Annotated in this window: 18 protein-coding genes; 9 read left to right on the top strand and 9 right to left on the bottom strand. The window is 66.8% G+C overall.

Features of this window, described 5'->3' with window-relative positions:
* Positions 1 to 101: 101 nt before the first annotated feature.
* Positions 102 to 1352, bottom strand: a complete 1251-nt coding sequence (locus LPB142_RS06405; RefSeq protein ID WP_068767362.1) for a sarcosine oxidase subunit beta family protein — start codon at positions 1350 to 1352, stop codon at positions 102 to 104.
* A gap of 208 nt (positions 1353 to 1560) precedes the next feature.
* Here LPB142_RS06405 and ccmI point away from each other — a divergent pair, with 208 nt between their 5' ends.
* From ccmI to LPB142_RS06390, 3 genes are read left to right on the top strand one after another with little or no spacing between them, the layout of a single operon-like run.
* Positions 1561 to 3126: a c-type cytochrome biogenesis protein CcmI gene (ccmI, locus tag LPB142_RS06400; protein WP_071165859.1), complete on the top strand. Its 1566-nt coding sequence runs from the start codon at positions 1561 to 1563 to the stop codon at positions 3124 to 3126.
* Entirely contained in the window at positions 3123 to 3602 is a 480-nt protein-coding gene (gene ruvX / locus LPB142_RS06395) for a Holliday junction resolvase RuvX (protein WP_068767364.1), read from the top strand. Before ccmI ends, ruvX begins: the two co-directional genes overlap by 4 nt.
* Entirely contained in the window at positions 3595 to 3852 is a 258-nt protein-coding gene (locus LPB142_RS06390; protein ID WP_071165858.1) for a DUF1289 domain-containing protein, read from the top strand. The genes ruvX and LPB142_RS06390 overlap by 8 nt, the downstream gene beginning before the upstream one ends.
* Before the next feature lie 222 nt (positions 3853 to 4074).
* On the opposite strand, the gene LPB142_RS06385 is transcribed toward LPB142_RS06390, so the two are convergent.
* From LPB142_RS06385 to LPB142_RS06375, 3 genes are all read right to left on the bottom strand, one after another.
* Positions 4075 to 5898: a TRAP transporter large permease gene (locus LPB142_RS06385; RefSeq protein ID WP_083392610.1), complete on the bottom strand. Its 1824-nt coding sequence runs from the start codon at positions 5896 to 5898 to the stop codon at positions 4075 to 4077.
* Positions 5898 to 6467 (bottom strand): TRAP transporter small permease subunit, encoded by a 570-nt coding sequence (locus LPB142_RS06380; RefSeq protein ID WP_068767367.1) that lies wholly within the window; start codon positions 6465 to 6467, stop codon positions 5898 to 5900. Before LPB142_RS06380 ends, LPB142_RS06385 begins: the two co-directional genes overlap by 1 nt.
* Positions 6468 to 6591: 124 nt before the next feature.
* A complete protein-coding gene (locus tag LPB142_RS06375; protein WP_156894327.1) occupies positions 6592 to 6957 on the bottom strand; it encodes a hypothetical protein in 366 nt (121 codons plus the stop codon).
* Between the two features lie 137 nt (positions 6958 to 7094).
* Here LPB142_RS06375 and LPB142_RS18970 point away from each other — a divergent pair, with 137 nt between their 5' ends.
* The 4 genes from LPB142_RS18970 (at position 7095) to ilvN (ending at position 10880) form a co-directional block, all read left to right on the top strand.
* A complete protein-coding gene (locus LPB142_RS18970) occupies positions 7095 to 7715 on the top strand; it encodes a hypothetical protein (RefSeq protein WP_156894326.1) in 621 nt (206 codons plus the stop codon).
* Positions 7700 to 8149: a VOC family protein gene (locus LPB142_RS06360; RefSeq protein ID WP_071165853.1), complete on the top strand. Its 450-nt coding sequence runs from the start codon at positions 7700 to 7702 to the stop codon at positions 8147 to 8149. The genes LPB142_RS18970 and LPB142_RS06360 overlap by 16 nt, the downstream gene beginning before the upstream one ends.
* Positions 8150 to 8490: 341 nt before the next feature.
* Positions 8491 to 10236, top strand: a complete 1746-nt coding sequence (locus LPB142_RS06355; RefSeq protein WP_068767496.1) for an acetolactate synthase 3 large subunit — start codon at positions 8491 to 8493, stop codon at positions 10234 to 10236.
* Between the two features lie 80 nt (positions 10237 to 10316).
* Positions 10317 to 10880 (top strand): acetolactate synthase small subunit, encoded by a 564-nt coding sequence (gene ilvN / locus LPB142_RS06350; RefSeq protein ID WP_068767370.1) that lies wholly within the window; start codon positions 10317 to 10319, stop codon positions 10878 to 10880.
* A gap of 73 nt (positions 10881 to 10953) precedes the next feature.
* Here ilvN and LPB142_RS06345 read toward each other — a convergent pair whose 3' ends face one another.
* The 3 genes from LPB142_RS06345 to LPB142_RS06335 form a co-directional block, all read right to left on the bottom strand.
* Positions 10954 to 11205 (bottom strand): hypothetical protein, encoded by a 252-nt coding sequence (locus LPB142_RS06345; protein ID WP_071165852.1) that lies wholly within the window; start codon positions 11203 to 11205, stop codon positions 10954 to 10956.
* A 168-nt stretch (positions 11206 to 11373) separates the two neighbouring features.
* Positions 11374 to 12084, bottom strand: a complete 711-nt coding sequence (locus tag LPB142_RS06340) for an alpha/beta fold hydrolase (RefSeq protein ID WP_071165851.1) — start codon at positions 12082 to 12084, stop codon at positions 11374 to 11376.
* An 87-nt stretch (positions 12085 to 12171) separates the two neighbouring features.
* Positions 12172 to 12918 (bottom strand): alpha/beta fold hydrolase, encoded by a 747-nt coding sequence (locus LPB142_RS06335; protein ID WP_071165850.1) that lies wholly within the window; start codon positions 12916 to 12918, stop codon positions 12172 to 12174.
* Between the two features lie 291 nt (positions 12919 to 13209).
* Here LPB142_RS06335 and thrS point away from each other — a divergent pair, with 291 nt between their 5' ends.
* Positions 13210 to 15159, top strand: coding sequence for a threonine--tRNA ligase (thrS, locus tag LPB142_RS06330; protein ID WP_071165849.1), 1950 nt, complete (start codon positions 13210 to 13212; stop codon positions 15157 to 15159).
* A gap of 262 nt (positions 15160 to 15421) precedes the next feature.
* Positions 15422 to 15628, top strand: coding sequence for a cold-shock protein (locus tag LPB142_RS06325; RefSeq protein ID WP_068767374.1), 207 nt, complete (start codon positions 15422 to 15424; stop codon positions 15626 to 15628).
* 381 nt (positions 15629 to 16009) lie between these two features.
* Here LPB142_RS06325 and LPB142_RS06315 read toward each other — a convergent pair whose 3' ends face one another.
* Together LPB142_RS06315 and LPB142_RS06310 are read right to left on the bottom strand one after the other, a co-directional pair.
* Entirely contained in the window at positions 16010 to 16297 is a 288-nt protein-coding gene (locus tag LPB142_RS06315) for a helix-turn-helix domain-containing protein (RefSeq protein ID WP_068767376.1), read from the bottom strand.
* A 127-nt stretch (positions 16298 to 16424) separates the two neighbouring features.
* Entirely contained in the window at positions 16425 to 16748 is a 324-nt protein-coding gene (locus LPB142_RS06310) for an arsenate reductase family protein (protein ID WP_071165848.1), read from the bottom strand.
* Positions 16749 to 16750: the final 2 nt, after the last annotated feature.

Here is a 16750-nt window from a genome sequence, read left to right as displayed (position 1 = left end):
GGTCACAGCACGAACGTCCGAAAGGGCGGCGCGGTTCCCGGGGGCTGCGCGCCCCCGGACCCCTGCGGGATATTTGAGCATCATTGAAGCGGCGGGACGCATCAGTGCGCGACCCCCGCGGCGACGCTCTCGTCGACGAAGCGGCCGTCGCGGAAGCGGTCGAGCCCGAAGCCCGCGGCGAGCGGCGAATAGCCCTTGGCCACGAGTTCCGCCATCGCCCAGCCCGAGCCCGGGATCGCCTTGAAGCCGCCGGTGCCCCAGCCGCAGTTGACGAACAGGTTCTCGACCGGCGTCTTCGACAGGATCGGCGAGCGGTCGCCGGTCATGTCCACGATGCCGCCCCATTGGCGCAGCATCTTGAGGCGCGAGATCACCGGGAAGGTCTCGATCAGCGCGCGGGTGGTTTCCTCGATATGGTGCCAAGAGCCGCGCTGCGAGTAGTTGTTGAAGCCATCCGTGCCGCCGCCGAGCACCAGCTCGCCCTTGTCGGATTGCGAGATATAGCCGTGCACGAGGTTGGCCATCACCACCACGTCGATCACCGGCTTGATCGGCTCGGAGACCCAGGCCTGCAGCGCCATCGATTCGATCGGCAGGCGGAAGCCGGCCATATCGGCCACCACCGAGCTGTGGCCCGCGACCACGACCGCGAGCTTGCCGCAATCGATCGCGCCCTTGGTGGTGTCGACGCCGACGACCTTGCCGCCCTCGGTGCGCACGCCGGTGACTTCGCATTGCTGGATGATGTCCATGCCCATGTTCGAGCAGCCGCGCGCATAGCCCCAGGCCACCGCATCATGGCGCGCGGTGCCGCCGCGTTCCTGATAGAGCGCGCCCATCACCGGGTAGCGCGGGCCGTCGAGGTTGATGATCGGCACGAGGTCTTTCACCTCGTCGCGCTCGATCCAGCGGGTTTCGACGCCTTGCAGGTTGTTGGCGTAGACGGTGCGCTTGTAGCCGCGCATCTCATGTTCGGATTGCGCGAGCATCAGGAGCCCGCGGGGGCTGAACATGACGTTGTAGTTCAGATCCTGGCTGAGGTTTTCGTAAAGCTTGAGCGCCTTGTCGAAGATCGCGGCCGAGGGGTCTTGCAGGTAGTTCGAGCGGATGATCGTGGTGTTGCGTCCGGTGTTGCCACCGCCGAGCCAGCCCTTCTCGATCACCGCGACATTGGTGATGCCGTGCACCTTGCCGAGGTAATAGGCGGTGGCGAGCCCGTGCCCGCCCGCCCCGATCACCACGACATCGTAGCGTTTTTTCGGCTCGGGCGAGCGCCAGGCGCGCTCCCAGCCGGCGTGGAAACGCAGCGCTTCACGCGCGACGGCAAAGATCGAATAGCGTCTTTGGGCCATGGCCTCTCCTTTGGCACGAATCCCGGCCGCGCGAATCCGTCGCGGCACCCTCTCTAATTGGCCTCGCCGACCGCGCGAAAGCCACCCCCAAGCGGCACTTGGCGTCAAAATGCGACATCACTCTTGCGACAGGGCGCAGCAGGGGCGCGCAAGGGCCTTTCCCCCCCGCGCCCGAGCGCCTAAATGGGAGGCAGACACAGGAGATGCCATGCTGTTCTGGACCCTTACCGCCGCCCTGGTGGCGCTTGTTGCGCTGCTTTTCGTTCTCGCTTTGGTGCGGCGCAGCGCCGATGCCCCCCCTGCCGAGGCCTTCGACCTGCAGGTCTACCGCGACCAGTTGCGCGATCTGGAGCGCGACATCGCGCGCGGCGTGATCGGCGCCGAGGAGGGCGAGCGCACCCGCGTCGAGATCTCGCGCCGGATGCTCGAGGCTGACCGTGCGGCGAAGACGGCCGCCGTGGCGGGGCGCGCGCCCGGCTGGGCCACGGCCGGGGCGGTGATTGCGCTCGGCGCGGTGATGGGCGGATCTTTCCTGCTTTATCAACGCCTTGGCTCGGCCGATTACCCCGATCAGCCGCTCCGCGACCGGATCGCGATGGCCAATGAGCTTTACGACAACCGCCCGAGCCAGGAGGAGGCCGAGAAACAGGCCGAGGCCAATGCCGGGCCGAAACCGGCGCCCGATGCGCAGTTTGCCGAGCTGATGGAGCGGCTGCGCAAGGCCGTCGAGGCGCGCCCGAATGAGGTGCAGGGGCTCGAGCTGCTCGCGCGCAACGAGATGGGGATGGGCAATTTCCGCGCCGGCTGGCAGGCGCAGGAGAAGCTGATCGGCGCCAAGGGCGCGGCGGCCAGCGCCGATGATTACGCGCAGCTGGGCGAATATCTCGTCGTGGCGGCGGGCGGGCTGGTGACGAAAGAGGCCGAGACCGCCTTCGCCACGGCGCTCGACCTGAATGCCCAGCACAAGCTCTCGCGCTATTACATCGGCCTGATGATGGCGCAAAACGGCCGCCCCGACCGTGCCTTCCGGATCTGGGACGCGCTCTTGCGCGACAGCGCGCCGGGCGATCCTTGGGTCGCGCCGATCTCGCAAAACATCGAACAGCTCGCCTGGATCGCGGGCGAGACGCGCTACACCCCGCCGATGGTGGGCGGGCGCGGGCCGTCGGAGGCCGATATGGCCGCCGCCGCGCAGATGTCGCCCGAGGAGCGCCAGCAGATGATCCGCTCGATGGTCGAGGGGCTCAACGACCGGCTCGCGGCCGAGGGCGGCCCGGCGCAGGATTGGGCCAAGCTGATCTCCGCGCTGCGCATGCTCGGCGAAGAGGACCGCGCCGCGGCGATCGCCGCCGAGGCCGAGACCCGCTTCAAGGATTTCCCCGAGGATCTCGCGAAGATCCGCGCGGCGGCGACGGGCGAGGTCGCGCCGATGGCGGGCCCGATGATGGGCGCGCCGGCGATGGGCGACGCCCCGGAGGGCGCGCCGATGCGCGGGCCCGCGCTCTCCGATGAGCAGATGAAATCGGCCGCCGAGATGAGCCCCGAGGAGCGCGCCCAGATGATCGAGGGCATGGTCAACGGCCTCGTCGAGCGGCTCGAGAGCCAGGGCGGCACCGGCGCCGAATGGGCGCGCGCGGTCTCCTCGCTGGCCGCGCTCGGCCGCGCCGAGGCCGCCGCCGCGGTCTATGCCAAGGCGCAAAGCGCGCTGGCGGGCCAGGAGGCCGAGCTCGCCCCGGTCACCGAGGCGGCCCAGGCTGCGGGGCTTGCGCAATGATCTGCGCGAGCATCGAGGAGTTCGCCGCCGCCCTGCCCCGCTTCGGCGCGCTGGCCGGGCTCGATCTCGGCACCAAGACGATTGGCGTGGCGGTCTCCGACCGGCTGCGCTCGGTCGCCTCGCCGCTCTCGACGATCCGGCGCGAGAAATTCACCCTCGATGTCGAGAAGCTGCTGAAGATCACCGCCGAGCGCGAGATCGCGGGGCTCGTGCTCGGGCTGCCGATGAACATGGACGGCTCGGAGGGCCCGCGCTGCCAGTCGACGCGGGCCTTCGCGCGCAACCTCGAAAAACTCTCGCCGCTGCCGATCACCTTCTGGGATGAACGCCTCTCGACCGTCGCGGCCGAACGCGCCATGCTCGAGGCCGACATGAGCCGCAAGCGCCGCGCCGAGGTGATCGACCATGTGGCGGCCGGGTTCATCTTGCAGGGCGCGCTCGACCGGCTGGGCTATATGGGCGGGGCACATGGCTGAAAACACGCGGAAAAATACCGATGCGGTCTGGACGCGCGAGGAGATCGAGAGCCCCTGCGTGAAGCTCTGCGCAATCCACCCCGAGGAGAAGATCTGCGTGGGCTGCTACCGCACGCTGGCCGAGATCGGCGGCTGGTCGCGGATGAGCCCAGAGGAGCGGCGCGCGGTGATGGCCGAGCTTCCCGCGCGCGCGCCCCGCCTCAAACAGCGCCGCGGCGGACGCACCCGCTCCGCCCCCGATCAGGGCTGATCCCGTTCAACTTGCGCCGGAGGGGGCGCTGCCCCCGCTGCCCCTTGGGCAGCCCCCCGGGATATTTGAGGCAAGATGAATGGGAACCCGCCCCTGATTTCATCTTGCTCCAAATATCCCGGGGGTGAATGGCCGCAGGCCAGAGGGGGCAGCGCCCCCTGCGCCCTCCCCCGAATACGAAACGGCGGCCCCGAGAGGCCGCCGTTTTTCTTTTTCACATGATCAGTTCGAGATCGGGGGAAGCGTGCCGAGCCCCATCGGGGCGGGGATGCCGAGGCTCGCGTCGCCGCCCTGCGGGGGCGCCGCGGGGGCGCCGGTCGGCGCGCCCGGGCCGCCCAGCGGCGGCAGGCCGAGCCCGCCCGGCGCGGGCAGCGCGCCCGGGGCCGCGCCCGGAAGCCCGCCGCCGAGGCCGCCATCGAGCCCGCCCAGGCCCGGCATGTCGGGCAGCTTGAACTCGACCGTCGAGGGATCCACGACCTTGCCCTTGTAATGCATCACCATCCCCGGGAAGGCCATCACCACGCCGATCATCGCGATCTGGATGAACACGAAGGGCACCGCGCCCCAGTAGATCTGCGAGGTCTTCACCGGATCGGTGAGCTTGCCGGTGACCTTGTCGAGATAGGGCACCTTCGGCGCGACCGAGCGCAGGAAGAACAGCGCGAAGCCGAACGGCGGGTGCATGAACGAGGTCTGCATGTTCACGCCGAGGATCACCCCGAACCAGACCAGGTCGATCCCCATCTTCTCGGCCGCCGGTGCCAGAAGCGGCACGATGATGAAGGCCAGCTCGAAGAAATCGAGGAAGAAGGCGAGGAAGAACACCAGGATCGAGACGACGATCAGGAAGCCCGTCTCGCCACCCGGCAGCGAGGTCAAGAGATGCTCGACCCAGAGGTGGCCGTTCACGCCGTAGAAGGTCAGCGAGAAGACCCGCGCGCCCAGGAGGATGAACATCACGAAGGCCGAGAGCCGGGTCGTCGCCGCCAGCGCCTCGCGCACCACCCCGCCATCGAGGCGCCGCTTCACCGCCGAGAGGATCAGCGCCCCGACCGCGCCCATCGCGCCGCCTTCGGTGGGCGTCGCGACCCCGAGGAAGATCGTGCCGAGCACGAGGAAGATCAGCGCCAAGGGCGGGATCAGCACGATCACCACCTGTTGCGCCAGCCGGCTCATCAGGTTGATCTTGAGCCCCTTGTCGATCAGCGCCAAGAGATAGGTCACGATCACCGCCACCGAGGCCGCCAGGATCTCGGCGTTCTTGGTGTTGACGCCGTTGTCGAACCATTTGAACGCCGCGTAGAAGACCCCCGTGCCGATCGCCAGCGCCACGATCAGCGACATCACCCCCGAGCCGAGCGTGCGCGCCTCCTTGGGCAGGGCCGGCATCGACTGCGGCTTGAGGAAGGACATCACCAGCACATAGCCCAGATAGATCCCGGTCAGCACGAAGGACGGGATCAGCGCGCCTTTATACATATCGCCCACCGAGCGGCCGAGCTGGTCGGCCAGCACGATCAGCACGAGCGAGGGCGGGATGATCTGCGCGAGCGTCCCCGAGGCCGCGATCACGCCCGAGGCGAGCGAGCGGTCATAGCCATAGCGCAGCATGATCGGCAAGCTGATCAGCCCCATCGCGATCACCGAGGCCGCCACGACCCCCGTCGTCGCCGCCAAGAGCGCGCCGACGATGATCACCGCATAGGCAAGCCCGCCGCGCACCGGCCCGAAAAGCTGGCCGATCGTGTCGAGCAGATCCTCCGCCATGCCGGATTTCTCCAGCACGATCCCCATGAAGGTGAAGAACGGGATCGCGAGCAATGTGTCGTTGCTCAACACCCCCCAGAACCGCTCCGGCATCGCGTTCAGAAGCGGCCAGCTCAGGTTGATCGTGCCATTCGAGAGCGGCGCGAGCTCGGTGCCGATGACGAAGAACAAAAGCCCGTTCGCGGCCAGCGCAAAGGCCACCGGATAGCCCAAGAGCAGGAAGAAGATCAGCGAGACGAACATGATCGGCGCCATGTTCTGCGCGATAAGTTCCATCATCACAGCCCCTCCTCTTTCGCGATCGGATCAAGGCCGTGATGGCCGGTCGCCGGGAACGGGTCCTCGATCAGCCCGCGCATCACCGCGATCTTCTTGATGATCTCCGACACCCCTTGGGCGAACATCTGCGAGAAGCCGATCAGCAAGAGCGCCTTGGCCGGCCACAGCATCAGCCCGCCCGCGTTGGTCGACATCTCGCCCGAATGATAGGAGCGCATCACGAAAGGCCCGAGCAGGTAGAGCATCAGCCCGACGAAGGGCAGCAGGAACACCACATGGCCGAAGAGATCGATCCAGTGCTGCACCCGGCGCGAGAAGGCGCCGTAGACGATGTCGATGCGGATATGCTCGTTTTGCTTGAGCGTATAGGCCGCCGCCAGCAGGAAGGCCGCGCCGTAGAGATACCACTGCGCCTCGAGCCATGCGTTCGACGAAATATTGAAGACCTTGCGAATGACCGCATTGGCCGCCGAGATGATCACCGCCGCCAGGATCAGCCAGGACACGCCCTTGCCGATCGTCTCGTTGATCCGGTCGATCAGGCGCGACAGCGCCAGCAAACCGCCCATCTCTCCCTCCCCTTCCCTGTTTGGCCCCCATGCGCCGGGGGCGGTCAGCGTTCCTTGGACGGGTTCTTGGCGCAGGTCAAGAAATTTGGCCAATCTGGTCGGAAATTATGACCAGTTTCGCACGTCATGCGCAGAGTCGCCCGATAAGCGCGCTCGTTAACATTTTCTTGCGCGAGAGGGAAGTTGAACGGAAGATCAGAAAATGAGCGCCCCGGTGGAGGTCATGATGAGCGAGACGGAGAAAGTCCCCGAGCAGGGGGACGCGAGGCCGCGAGAGCAAATCGCGTATCTCGATCAGAATGTTTACAGCAAACTGCTCGACGCCGATATCGCGCCATGGAAGGACGTGCTCCGCCAGGCTGGGCTGCGCTTCGCCTTCTCCGACGTGCACCTCTACGAGATGCGCAACCGTCCGGCCGATTATGCGCGCCTCCTGACCGAGCTCGACGCCGTTTTTCTCCGCAACCCCAGCGCGGAGCACAATATCCACGCGCGGATCAGCTGCATGAGCCGGGCGACGCCGCGAGGCGATTTGCCGAACATCAAGAGCCTAGCGGGATATGGGACGCCTTCGAGGCCATGCTGGGCCCCCTGCATCACCTTTGCGGCGGCCAACGTGACCGAGACATGCAAGACATCGCGCATGAAACCGAGACCACCATGGTTGAGCATCTTCTGTCGCGTCTCCCCGCCGAGGACGCCCAACTGCGCGACGCGTTTCGCCTCTCTTTCGCAGGCCGCATCGCGCAGAGCACAGATGAACTGGGCAAGATAGACCCCGCTGAGGATTGGGAAAAACTGGACGCTCTGCGAGATCACGCCCGCAGGGGTGACCCGATGCGCAACATGCCGGCCCTCGAAAAGGTCCATCACCTGTTGTCGGGCCTTCCCGAGGAGGAGCGCAAAGCCTTTGTGGAGTTATACCCCGAGAAGTTCGCTCAGACCCGTTCGATCTCGACGGGAGAATTGGTCGGGCTCTCGATGGCGCTCTTCAGCATGGGGCTTGTGCGGCTGAAGGGCTACTTTGGCGGAAATCAGCAACATTCAAAGTTCGCAAGCCAAGTTCGTGACGCGCGACATATCGAAGAGGCCGCCCGCTGCGATATGTTCGTGACGTTTGACAAAGACGCGGCCGAGCTCGCGGAGGCGACCTTCGCTTATGCCGGCCTTTCGACCAAAACATTCGTGCTGCAGAGGCCGCCTCCCGAACCCCACTCACCACAGGAGCCCCCATGCGCCCCCGTCTGACCGTTCTGACCCTGGCCGTGGCCGATCTCGAGCGCGCCTTCGGGTTTTACCACGCGGGCCTTGGCTGGCCGAGCGCGGGGATCGTCGGGCGGGAGTTCGAGCATGGGGCGGTGGCGTTTTTCGATCTCGAGGGGGGTGTGCGGCTCGCGCTCTGGGCCGCGGCGGATCTCGCCCATGAGACCGGGCTCGCGCCGGGCGGCGGCGGCGGAGAGGGCGGCGGAGAGGGCGGCGGCGCGACCCGGCTCTCGCTGGGCCATAATGTCGCCACCCGCGCCGAGGTCGATGCGGTGATGGCCGCGGCCGGGGCCGCCGGGGCGCGGGTGATCAAGCCCGCGCAGGAGACCTTCTGGGGCGGCTATGGCGGGTATTTTGCCGACCCCGACGGCCATCTGTGGGAGGTGGTCTGGAACCCGGCGCTCCTTCCGGCGGACTGAACGGCGGGCGCGACTCAGCCCCCGCCGCGCCGCGCCACCCCGCCGAATTTCCGAAAATGTCCGCCTGCAACCCGGCACACGCAACAAAATTCACGTTTTCACCCCAGACTGCGACATAATATTCACAAAACCCCCATTGACGCCCCCGCCCGGGCTTTCTAATGTCCGCCCCAACGCAATGGAAAGGATCAGCGATGCTCTCGCTTCTTGTCGTCGTAGGGATCACGCGCATGGGCCGGTGACGGTTTGACCATGAAGGTTCCCATGCGCCCTCGCCCGAAATGCGAGGGCTTTTTGTTGCGAAACGGGTTGGGGCGCGGCCCCGGTGAATGGAGAGAATGATGTCACGGCAGATGACCGGCGCGGATATGGTGGTGCAGGCGCTCAAGGATCAAGGCGTCGAAGTGATCTTCGGCTATCCGGGGGGCGCGGTCCTGCCGATCTATGATGCGATCTTCCAGCAAAACGACATCCGCCACATCCTCGTGCGCCACGAACAGGCCGCGATCCACATGGCGGAGGGCTATGCGCGCTCGACCGGCAAGCCGGGCTGCGCGCTGGTGACCTCGGGGCCCGGCGCGACCAATGCGGTCACCGGGCTGACCGATGCGCTGATGGACAGCATCCCGCTTGTCGTGTTCTCGGGCCAGGTGCCGACCTTCATGATCGGCACCGATGGTTTCCAGGAGGCCGATACGGTGGGCATCACGCGGCCCTGCACCAAGCATAACTGGCTGGTGAAGGATACCGACAAGCTGGCCGAGACGATCCATCAGGCCTTCCATGTGGCGACCTCGGGGCGCCCCGGCCCGGTGCTGATCGACCTGCCGAAGGATGTGCAATTCGCCACCGGCACCTATACCGGCCCGAAACAGGCCAATACCTCGAATTATCAGCCGAAGGTGAAGGGCGATATCGAGGCGATCACCAAGCTCGTCGAGCTGATCGAGACCGCCGAGCGGCCGATCTTCTACACCGGCGGCGGGGTGGTGAACTCGGGCCCGGCGGCGAGCCAGCTGATGTGCGAGCTGGTCGATGCGACCGGCTTCCCGATCACCTCGACGCTGATGGGCCTCGGCTCCTACCCGGCGAGCGGCAAGCATTGGCTGGGCATGCTCGGCATGCACGGGCTCTATGAAGCCAATCTCGCGATGCATGACTGCGATCTGATGATCAACCTCGGCGCGCGGTTCGACGACCGGATCACCGGGCGGGTTTCGGATTTCTCGCCGAAATCGACCAAGGTCCATGTCGATATCGACGCTTCCTCGATCAACAAGATCGTGCATGTCGATCTGCCGATCGTGGGCGATGTGGGCCATGTGCTCGAGGATGTGCTCAAGGTCTGGAAGGCGCGCGGGCGCAAGGTCAACAAGGAGGGCTTGGCCAAGTGGTGGGCCAAGATCGACGGCTGGAAGAAGGTCAAATGCCTCGCCTATACGGGCTCGGAAACGGTCATCAAGCCGCAATATGCGCTGGAGCGGCTCGAGGCGCTGACCAAGGGGCGCGATCGCTACATCACCACCGAAGTGGGCCAGCACCAGATGTGGGCGGCGCAGTTTCTGGGATTTGAGGCGCCCAACCGCTGGATGACGTCGGGCGGGCTCGGCACGATGGGCTATGGGTTCCCCGCCTCGATCGGCGTGCAGATCGCGCATCCCGATGCGCTGGTGATCAACGTGGCGGGCGAGGCGAGCTGGCTGATGAACATGCAGGAAATGGGCACCGCGACCCAGTTCCGCACCCCGGTCAAGCAGTTCATCCTCAACAACGAGCGGCTCGGGATGGTGCGTCAGTGGCAAGATCTCTTGCATGGCGGGCGCTATTCGCAAAGCTGGTCGGAGAGCCTGCCCGATTTCGTGAAGCTCGCCGAGGCCTTTGGCTGGAAGGGGATCATGGTCTCCGATCCGAAGGATCTCGACGATGCGATCCTGGAGATGATCAACCACGACGGGCCGGTGCTCTTCGATTGCCTCGTCGAGAAGCATGAGAACTGCTTCCCGATGATCCCCTCGGGCAAGCCGCATAACGAGATGCTGCTCGCGGCCGATGCGGCGGCCTTCACCTCGGGGGCGGCGCTGGTGTGAGACAAGCCGGGGGCCTTGCCCCCGGACCCCCAGGATATTTGGGGCAAGATGAACGCAATTTCGATCAGAGGAGAGAGGCAATGGCCGCTCTGAACATCAAGAAGGGCGCGACCTCGCATTCGGCCTATGACCTGCGCGATTTCCACTCGGAAGTGGAGCGCAGCCATACGCTGGCGGTGGTGGTGGACAACGAGGCCGGCGTGTTGGCGCGGGTGATCGGGCTGTTCTCCGGGCGCGGCTACAACATCGACAGCCTGACCGTGGCCGAGATCGACCACAAGGGCCACCGCTCGCGGATCACCATCGTGACGCGCGGCACGATGGCGGTGATCGACCAGATCAAGGCTCAGCTTGGCCGGATCGTGCCGGTGCATCAGGTGATCGACCTGACCACCGAGGCGCAGCCGGTCGAGCGGGAGCTTGCGCTCTTCAAGGTCGCGGGCACCGGCGAGAAGCGCGTCGAGGCGCTGCGGCTGGCCGATATCTTCCGCGCCAATGTGGTGGATTCGACGCTCGAGAGCTTCGTCTTCGAGATCACCGGCACGCCCGACAAGATCGACGCCTTTGCCGAGCTGATGCGTCCGCTCGGGCTTGTCGATGTGGCGCGCACCGGCGTTGCGGCGCTGCCGCGCGGCGCGGCCTGAGGCGACGGCCCAGCCCCCGACGACCCTCGCCGCCCCGGTCAGACCGGGGCGGTTTTTCTTCGCCCCGGCACGTTCATTGGGCGAGGGCGAGCAGCTCGGCCGCGCGAGCGCCGGCGCCCGGCGCCGCGCCCCCCGCCTCGGTGCGCGCCAGATCCTGATGGTCGAGAAAATCCTCCGCCAGATCAGCCAGATCGCCCGCATGGCGCGCCCGATCGAGCGCGCGCCGCAGCCGCACCTCCGCGAGCAGAAGCGCGCAGAGCGGCGGCCAAGCCTGACGAGGCTGCCGGCCCTTCAGATAGGCCGCGCCCCCCCTCGAAACATGCAATACTGCGGCACCTCTCGCATGGTGCCTCCAAAACACGATGGAAAACATCGGCCTTCCTCCCCTGCCGAACTTTTCGCTGTGTTCGCGCTCCGGCCACTCCCCGGCCGGGTCCTGTCAGGTCAGGATGACAGAGAATCGAACGCCTGCCAACGACAGAGTGTCGCACCCTCAGCGCAGCAGCAGCGGCGCCTCGAGCCAGTCGCGCAGCGCGAGCGTGACCTTTTGCGGCTGTTCGAGCGGGCTCAGATGGCCCGCGCTCAGGATCAGCCGGAACTCCGCATGGGGCATCAGCTCGGCGAGGAATTCATGCCGGCGCGGCGGGCAGATCGTGTCATATTCCCCGCAGATCAGCAGCGCGCGCACCTTGGTGTTGCGCAGCGCGCGCTGTTGGTCGGGCCGGCGCATCAGCGCGCGGCTTTGCCGGGTGAAGCCCTCGGGGCCGAGCGCCTGGGCCATGTCGAGCAACATCGCCTGCGCATGGAGCCGCGTCTCGCCGGGCGCGAGCGCGCCTGCGGGGATCTCCTCGAGCACCGCCTCATCGAGCCGCCCGGTGCGCGCGCGCACGATCCGCGCCTCGCGCGCCGAGGCCACCGCGGGCGTCTCGGGCAGCGGCGAGACATCGATCAGCGCGATCTGGCTCACCCGATCGGGCGCGCGGCGCAAGATCTCCATCGCGACGATGCCGCCAAGCCAATGGCCGATCAGCGCGAATTTCTCCGGCGCCGCGGCGAGCACGGCCTCGGCCATCTCCTCGACGCTCTCGCCCAGGAGCGGCGCGCAGATCACCATCCGCTCGGCGGAGAAATCGATGATCTGATGCCAGAACAGCCGGGCATCACAGAGGAACCCCGGCAGGAAAATCAGCGGCTCGGCGGACATGCTCACTCCTCGGATCGGCCCGTTCGGCGGGCTCTTCGGGCCAATCTGCCAAACCGGCGCGGCGCTGAAAACCCCGAAAACCGCCGCTCAGCGGATCCGCGCCGTGACCTCGGCCAGCGTCGCGCGGATCAGCGCGAGCTCGTCGGGCCCGGAGAAGGAGTGATCGGCCCCCTTGACAAGGGTGAGGCGCAGATCGGGCCCCTCGGCATGCTCGAGAAGCCGCAGCGCCCAATCGACCGGCACCGAGCGATCCGCCGTGCCCTGCAGGAACCGCGCCGGAAAGGGCAGCGCGAGCGGGCTCTCGAGCACCAGCCGGTTGCGCCCCTCGTTGATCAGCCGCCGCGTGATGCGGTAGGGCTCGGAGTAGTCCGAGGGCAGATCGACATGGCCGATCTCCTCGAGCTCGCGCTTTTGCTCACGCGTGAACCCCGCCCAGAAGCCGTTTTCGGTGAAATCGGGCGCAGCCGCCACGGTGACGAGCCCGGCGACGAGATCGGGGCGCGCGCGCGCGATCAAAAGCGCGATCCAGCCGCCCATCGAGGAGCCCACGAGGATCTGCGGCCCCGAGGTCAAGGCCGCGATCGTGTCGCGCGCATCCTCGAACCAATCGCCGATCGCGCCCTCCTCGAACCGCCCCCCCGAGCGGCCATGACCCGAATAGTCGAACCGCAAAAACGCCCGCCCCTCGGCCGCGGCCCAGGCCGCGAGATCGACCGCCTTCGAGCCCTCCATGTCGGATTTGAACCCGTGCAGGAAAACCACCCCCGGCCCCGCCCCGGGCTGGCGCTGATAGGCGATCTCGCGGCCCTCGGGGGTGATGAACGTCTCGGTCATGGCGGCTCCTTTCCGGCTTTTCCCGACCCTACCCGCCCCCGCGCCCGGCCTCAACCCGCGCAGGGGGCGCTGCCCCCTCTGCCTTCGGCATTCACCCCCGGGATATTTCCGCATCGTTGAAGGGCAGCCCGGCGCCTCGTTTCAACGATGGACAAATATCCCGGGGGGCGGCCGGCGGCCCCGGGGGCAGAGCCCCCTCCCCGTTGACTTGCCCCCGCGCGCGGCGCATATGGGGGCCTCATAACCCGCAACCGGGCGTTCCGTGGGCGCCAAACCGACGAGGAGGACCCTATGTCCCGTCAGATCACCCTCACCTTCCCCGATGGCGCGCAGCGCAGCTACGAGGCTGGCATCACCGCCGCCGAAGTGGCCGCCTCGATCGCGCCCTCGCTCGCCAAGGCGGCGATTTCCGCCCAGCTCGACGGCGCGCATTGGGATCTGCAATGGCCGATCACGGCCGATGCGAAGCTCTCGATCAACACGATGAAGGACACCGTCCCCGCGCTCGAGCTGATCCGCCACGACCTCGCCCATATCATGGCGCGCGCGGTCCAGGAGCTGTGGCCCGACGTCAAGGTCACCATCGGCCCGGTGCGCGACCACGGCTGGTTTTACGATTTCGACCGCGCCGAGCCCTTCACGCCCGAGGATCTGGGCGCGATCGAAGCGCGGATGAAGGCGATCATCAATGCCCGCGAGCCGGTGCGCACCGAGGTCTGGGAGCGCGATCGCGCGATCGCCTATTACACCGAAAACAACGAGCCCTATAAGGTCGAGCTGGTCAACCGGATCCCCGAGGGCGAGCCGCTGCGGATGTATTGGCACGGCAGCTGGCAGGACCTCTGCCGCGGCCCGCATCTGCAACATACCGGCCAGGTGCCGGCGGATGCCTTCAAGCTCACCCATGTCGCGGGCGCCTATTGGCTGGGCGACAGCACCCGCCCGATGCTGCAACGCATCTACGGCGTGGCCTTCCGCTCGCGCGAGGATCTCAAAGCGCATATGACCATGCTCGAGGAGGCCGCCAAGCGCGACCACCGCAAGCTCGGCCGCGAAATGGATCTCTTCCACATGCAGGAAGAGGCGCCGGGCCAGGTGTTCTGGCACCCGAACGGCTGGACGATCTACACCACGCTGCAAGATTACATGCGCCGCCGCCAGCGCGCCGACGGTTATGTCGAGGTCAACACGCCGCAGGTGGTGAACCGCAACCTGTGGGAAAAATCCGGCCACTGGGAAAACTACCGCGAGAACATGTTCATCGTCGAGGTCGACGAGGAGGGCGCGCGCGAGAAGGTGATCAACGCGCTCAAACCGATGAACTGCCCCTGCCATGTGCAGATCTTCAACGTCGGGCTGAAGAGCTACCGCGACCTGCCCTTGCGCATGGCGGAATTTGGCTCCTGCGCGCGCTATGAGCCCTCGGGGGCGCTGCACGGCATCATGCGGGTGCGCGGCTTCACCCAGGACGACGCGCATATCTTCTGCACCGAGGCGCAGATCGAGGCGGAAACCAAGAAATTCATCGACTTCCTGTCGCAGATCTACGCCGATCTGGGCTTCACCGCCTGGCGCATCAAACTCTCCACCCGGCCGGAAAAACGCATCGGCAGCGAGGAGAGCTGGGATCACGCCGAGGCCGCGCTCGCCAATGCCTGCCAGCACGCGGGCTATGACTTCGAGCTGTTCCCGGGCGAAGGCGCCTTCTACGGGCCGAAACTCGAATTCGTGCTCACCGATGCGATCGGGCGCGATTGGCAATGCGGCACGCTGCAGGTCGACCAGAACCTGCCCGAGCGGCTCGATGCGAGCTACATCGGCGCCGATGGCGAACGCCACCGCCCGGTGATGCTGCACCGCGCCTGCCTCGGCTCCTTCGAGCGCTTCATCGGCATGTTGATCGAGAACTTCGCCGGCAAGCTGCCGCTGTGGCTCGCGCCGCGGCAGGTGGTCGTCGCCTCGATCGTCTCGGATGCCGATGACTATGTCCGCGAGGTCACCGCCGCGCTCACCGCCGCCGGGATCCGCGCCGAGGCCGATACCCGCAACGAGAAGATCAACTACAAGGTCCGCGAACATTCGCTCGGCAAGGTGCCCTATATCTTCGCGATCGGCATGAAAGAGGTCGAGGAGCGCTCGGTCTCGGTGCGCCAGCTGGGCGAAACCCGCACCCGCACCGCGCAACTCGACGAGATCCTGGCCGAGCTCGCCGCCGAGGCCACGCCGCCCGATCTGCGCTGAGCCGCACGACAGGTGATTCTGCTTCAAAAACAGGCGCGCCCCCCGCGCGCCTGTTGTATTTTCTGTTCGGGATCAGCCGTTTGACGGCCTTCACGCGCTGTCACACGAATTTCGATTGCATTTTTGGCGCCGCGTGTCACCCTCTTCTCGCGTGACCGCAGACTTTCTACCGCTCCCTTCGCGGGGCAGCCGGAAGACTTGAAAGACCTGGCTGCACGGCCCGAGGGCAATGGCGCCCCGGGAAAATCGAAGGAGAAACGGAATGGCCACTGGCACCGTGAAATGGTTCAACGCCACCAAAGGCTACGGCTTCATCGCCCCCGATGAAGGCGGCAAGGACGTGTTCGTCCACATCTCGGCCGTTGAGCGCGCCGGCCTGAAAGGTCTGCAAGACAACCAGAAAATCGGCTACGAGCTGCAGTCGGGCCGCGATGGCCGCGCTTCGGCCTCGGACCTGAAACTGCTCTGAGCTGAGTCTCTGGCCGCGGCGGGCCTGCCCGCCCCTCGAGATCGAGCCCGCGCCCCGGCGCGGGCTTTGCCTTTTGCGCGGCGGGCCTGCCCGCCCCTGGCTGCCGTGCCTCGCCGGTCTCCGCCGCTGGCCCCCTGCCCCGCCGCCAGAAGACATCCCGCGCGGCGCCTCAGGGCGCCTGTGTCGAGCCCGCGCTCCAGATTTCGCCCGCATAACTCGGCCCCGGGGTCTGAGCATACGCGCTTGCCGCGGACCAGCTCTCCCCCGCATAGCGCGGCGCGGGCGCCGGCGCCTCGGGCTTGCCGCCCCCACAGCCTGCGAGCATCAGCGCTGCACCGCCCAGAACCACCGCCGCAATCGCGCAGCCTCGCACGCCCATCCTCAATCCTCCAGATCGCCCGGGCAAAGCCCCAAGGCCTTGGCCAGATTGGCAATTTCCTCCGCCGTCGGCGCCCGTTTGCGCGCCTCGAGCGCGATCAGCTCCTCCGGCGCGATCCCCGACAGCTCGCCCAGCTCCCGGTGGCTCAACCGCGCGGCATGGCGCCAGGCCGCCAGCGGCGAGGCGCCCGAGGTGATCCAGGCAAGCTGCGTCCAGTAATCCGCCTCGCGGACCGGCAGCCCGCCGACCGCCTCGGCGTCCTGCTTTCGAGCGGAAAATTGTAGAGACATCGTGAGACCTGCAGTTCTTGCACCTGTGGAACACCGCGACGATGCGCCGATCCGATCCCGAAATCATCTCACGAGAGGGTTAAGCAATTCTGATTTTAGGTCGAATTGCGCGCAGTTTCCGGCGCCCTCAGAGCCCCTGCGCGGCCTGCGCCGCCTTGTCCCAGCCAAGCGTCAACACCGCCCCGCGGATCACCGGCCGCTTCATCACCGTCGGATGCGCCGCAAGCAGATCCGCCATCGGCGCGCCCCGCGCGGCCTCCTCGAGGCCCCGCCAGGTCGTCGAGGCGCGGTTGATCAACTTCTCCCCGAAAGCCTCTGAAAACTCAGCGATTTCCGCCGCGCTCAGCGGCTCGGTGCGGAGATCTCGAAAGCGCACCGCATGGCCCGCGGCCTCGAGCGCCTTCTTCGCCTTGCGGCAGGTGTCACAGGTCGCAATCCCGTAGAGAATCATCG

This window comes from Rhodobacter xanthinilyticus (assembly GCF_001856665.1).
Classification (GTDB): Bacteria; Pseudomonadota; Alphaproteobacteria; order Rhodobacterales; family Rhodobacteraceae; genus Rhodobacter; species Rhodobacter xanthinilyticus.
Note: the sequence above shows the minus strand (reverse complement) of the source record. Positions and strands in the feature narration are given on the sequence as shown.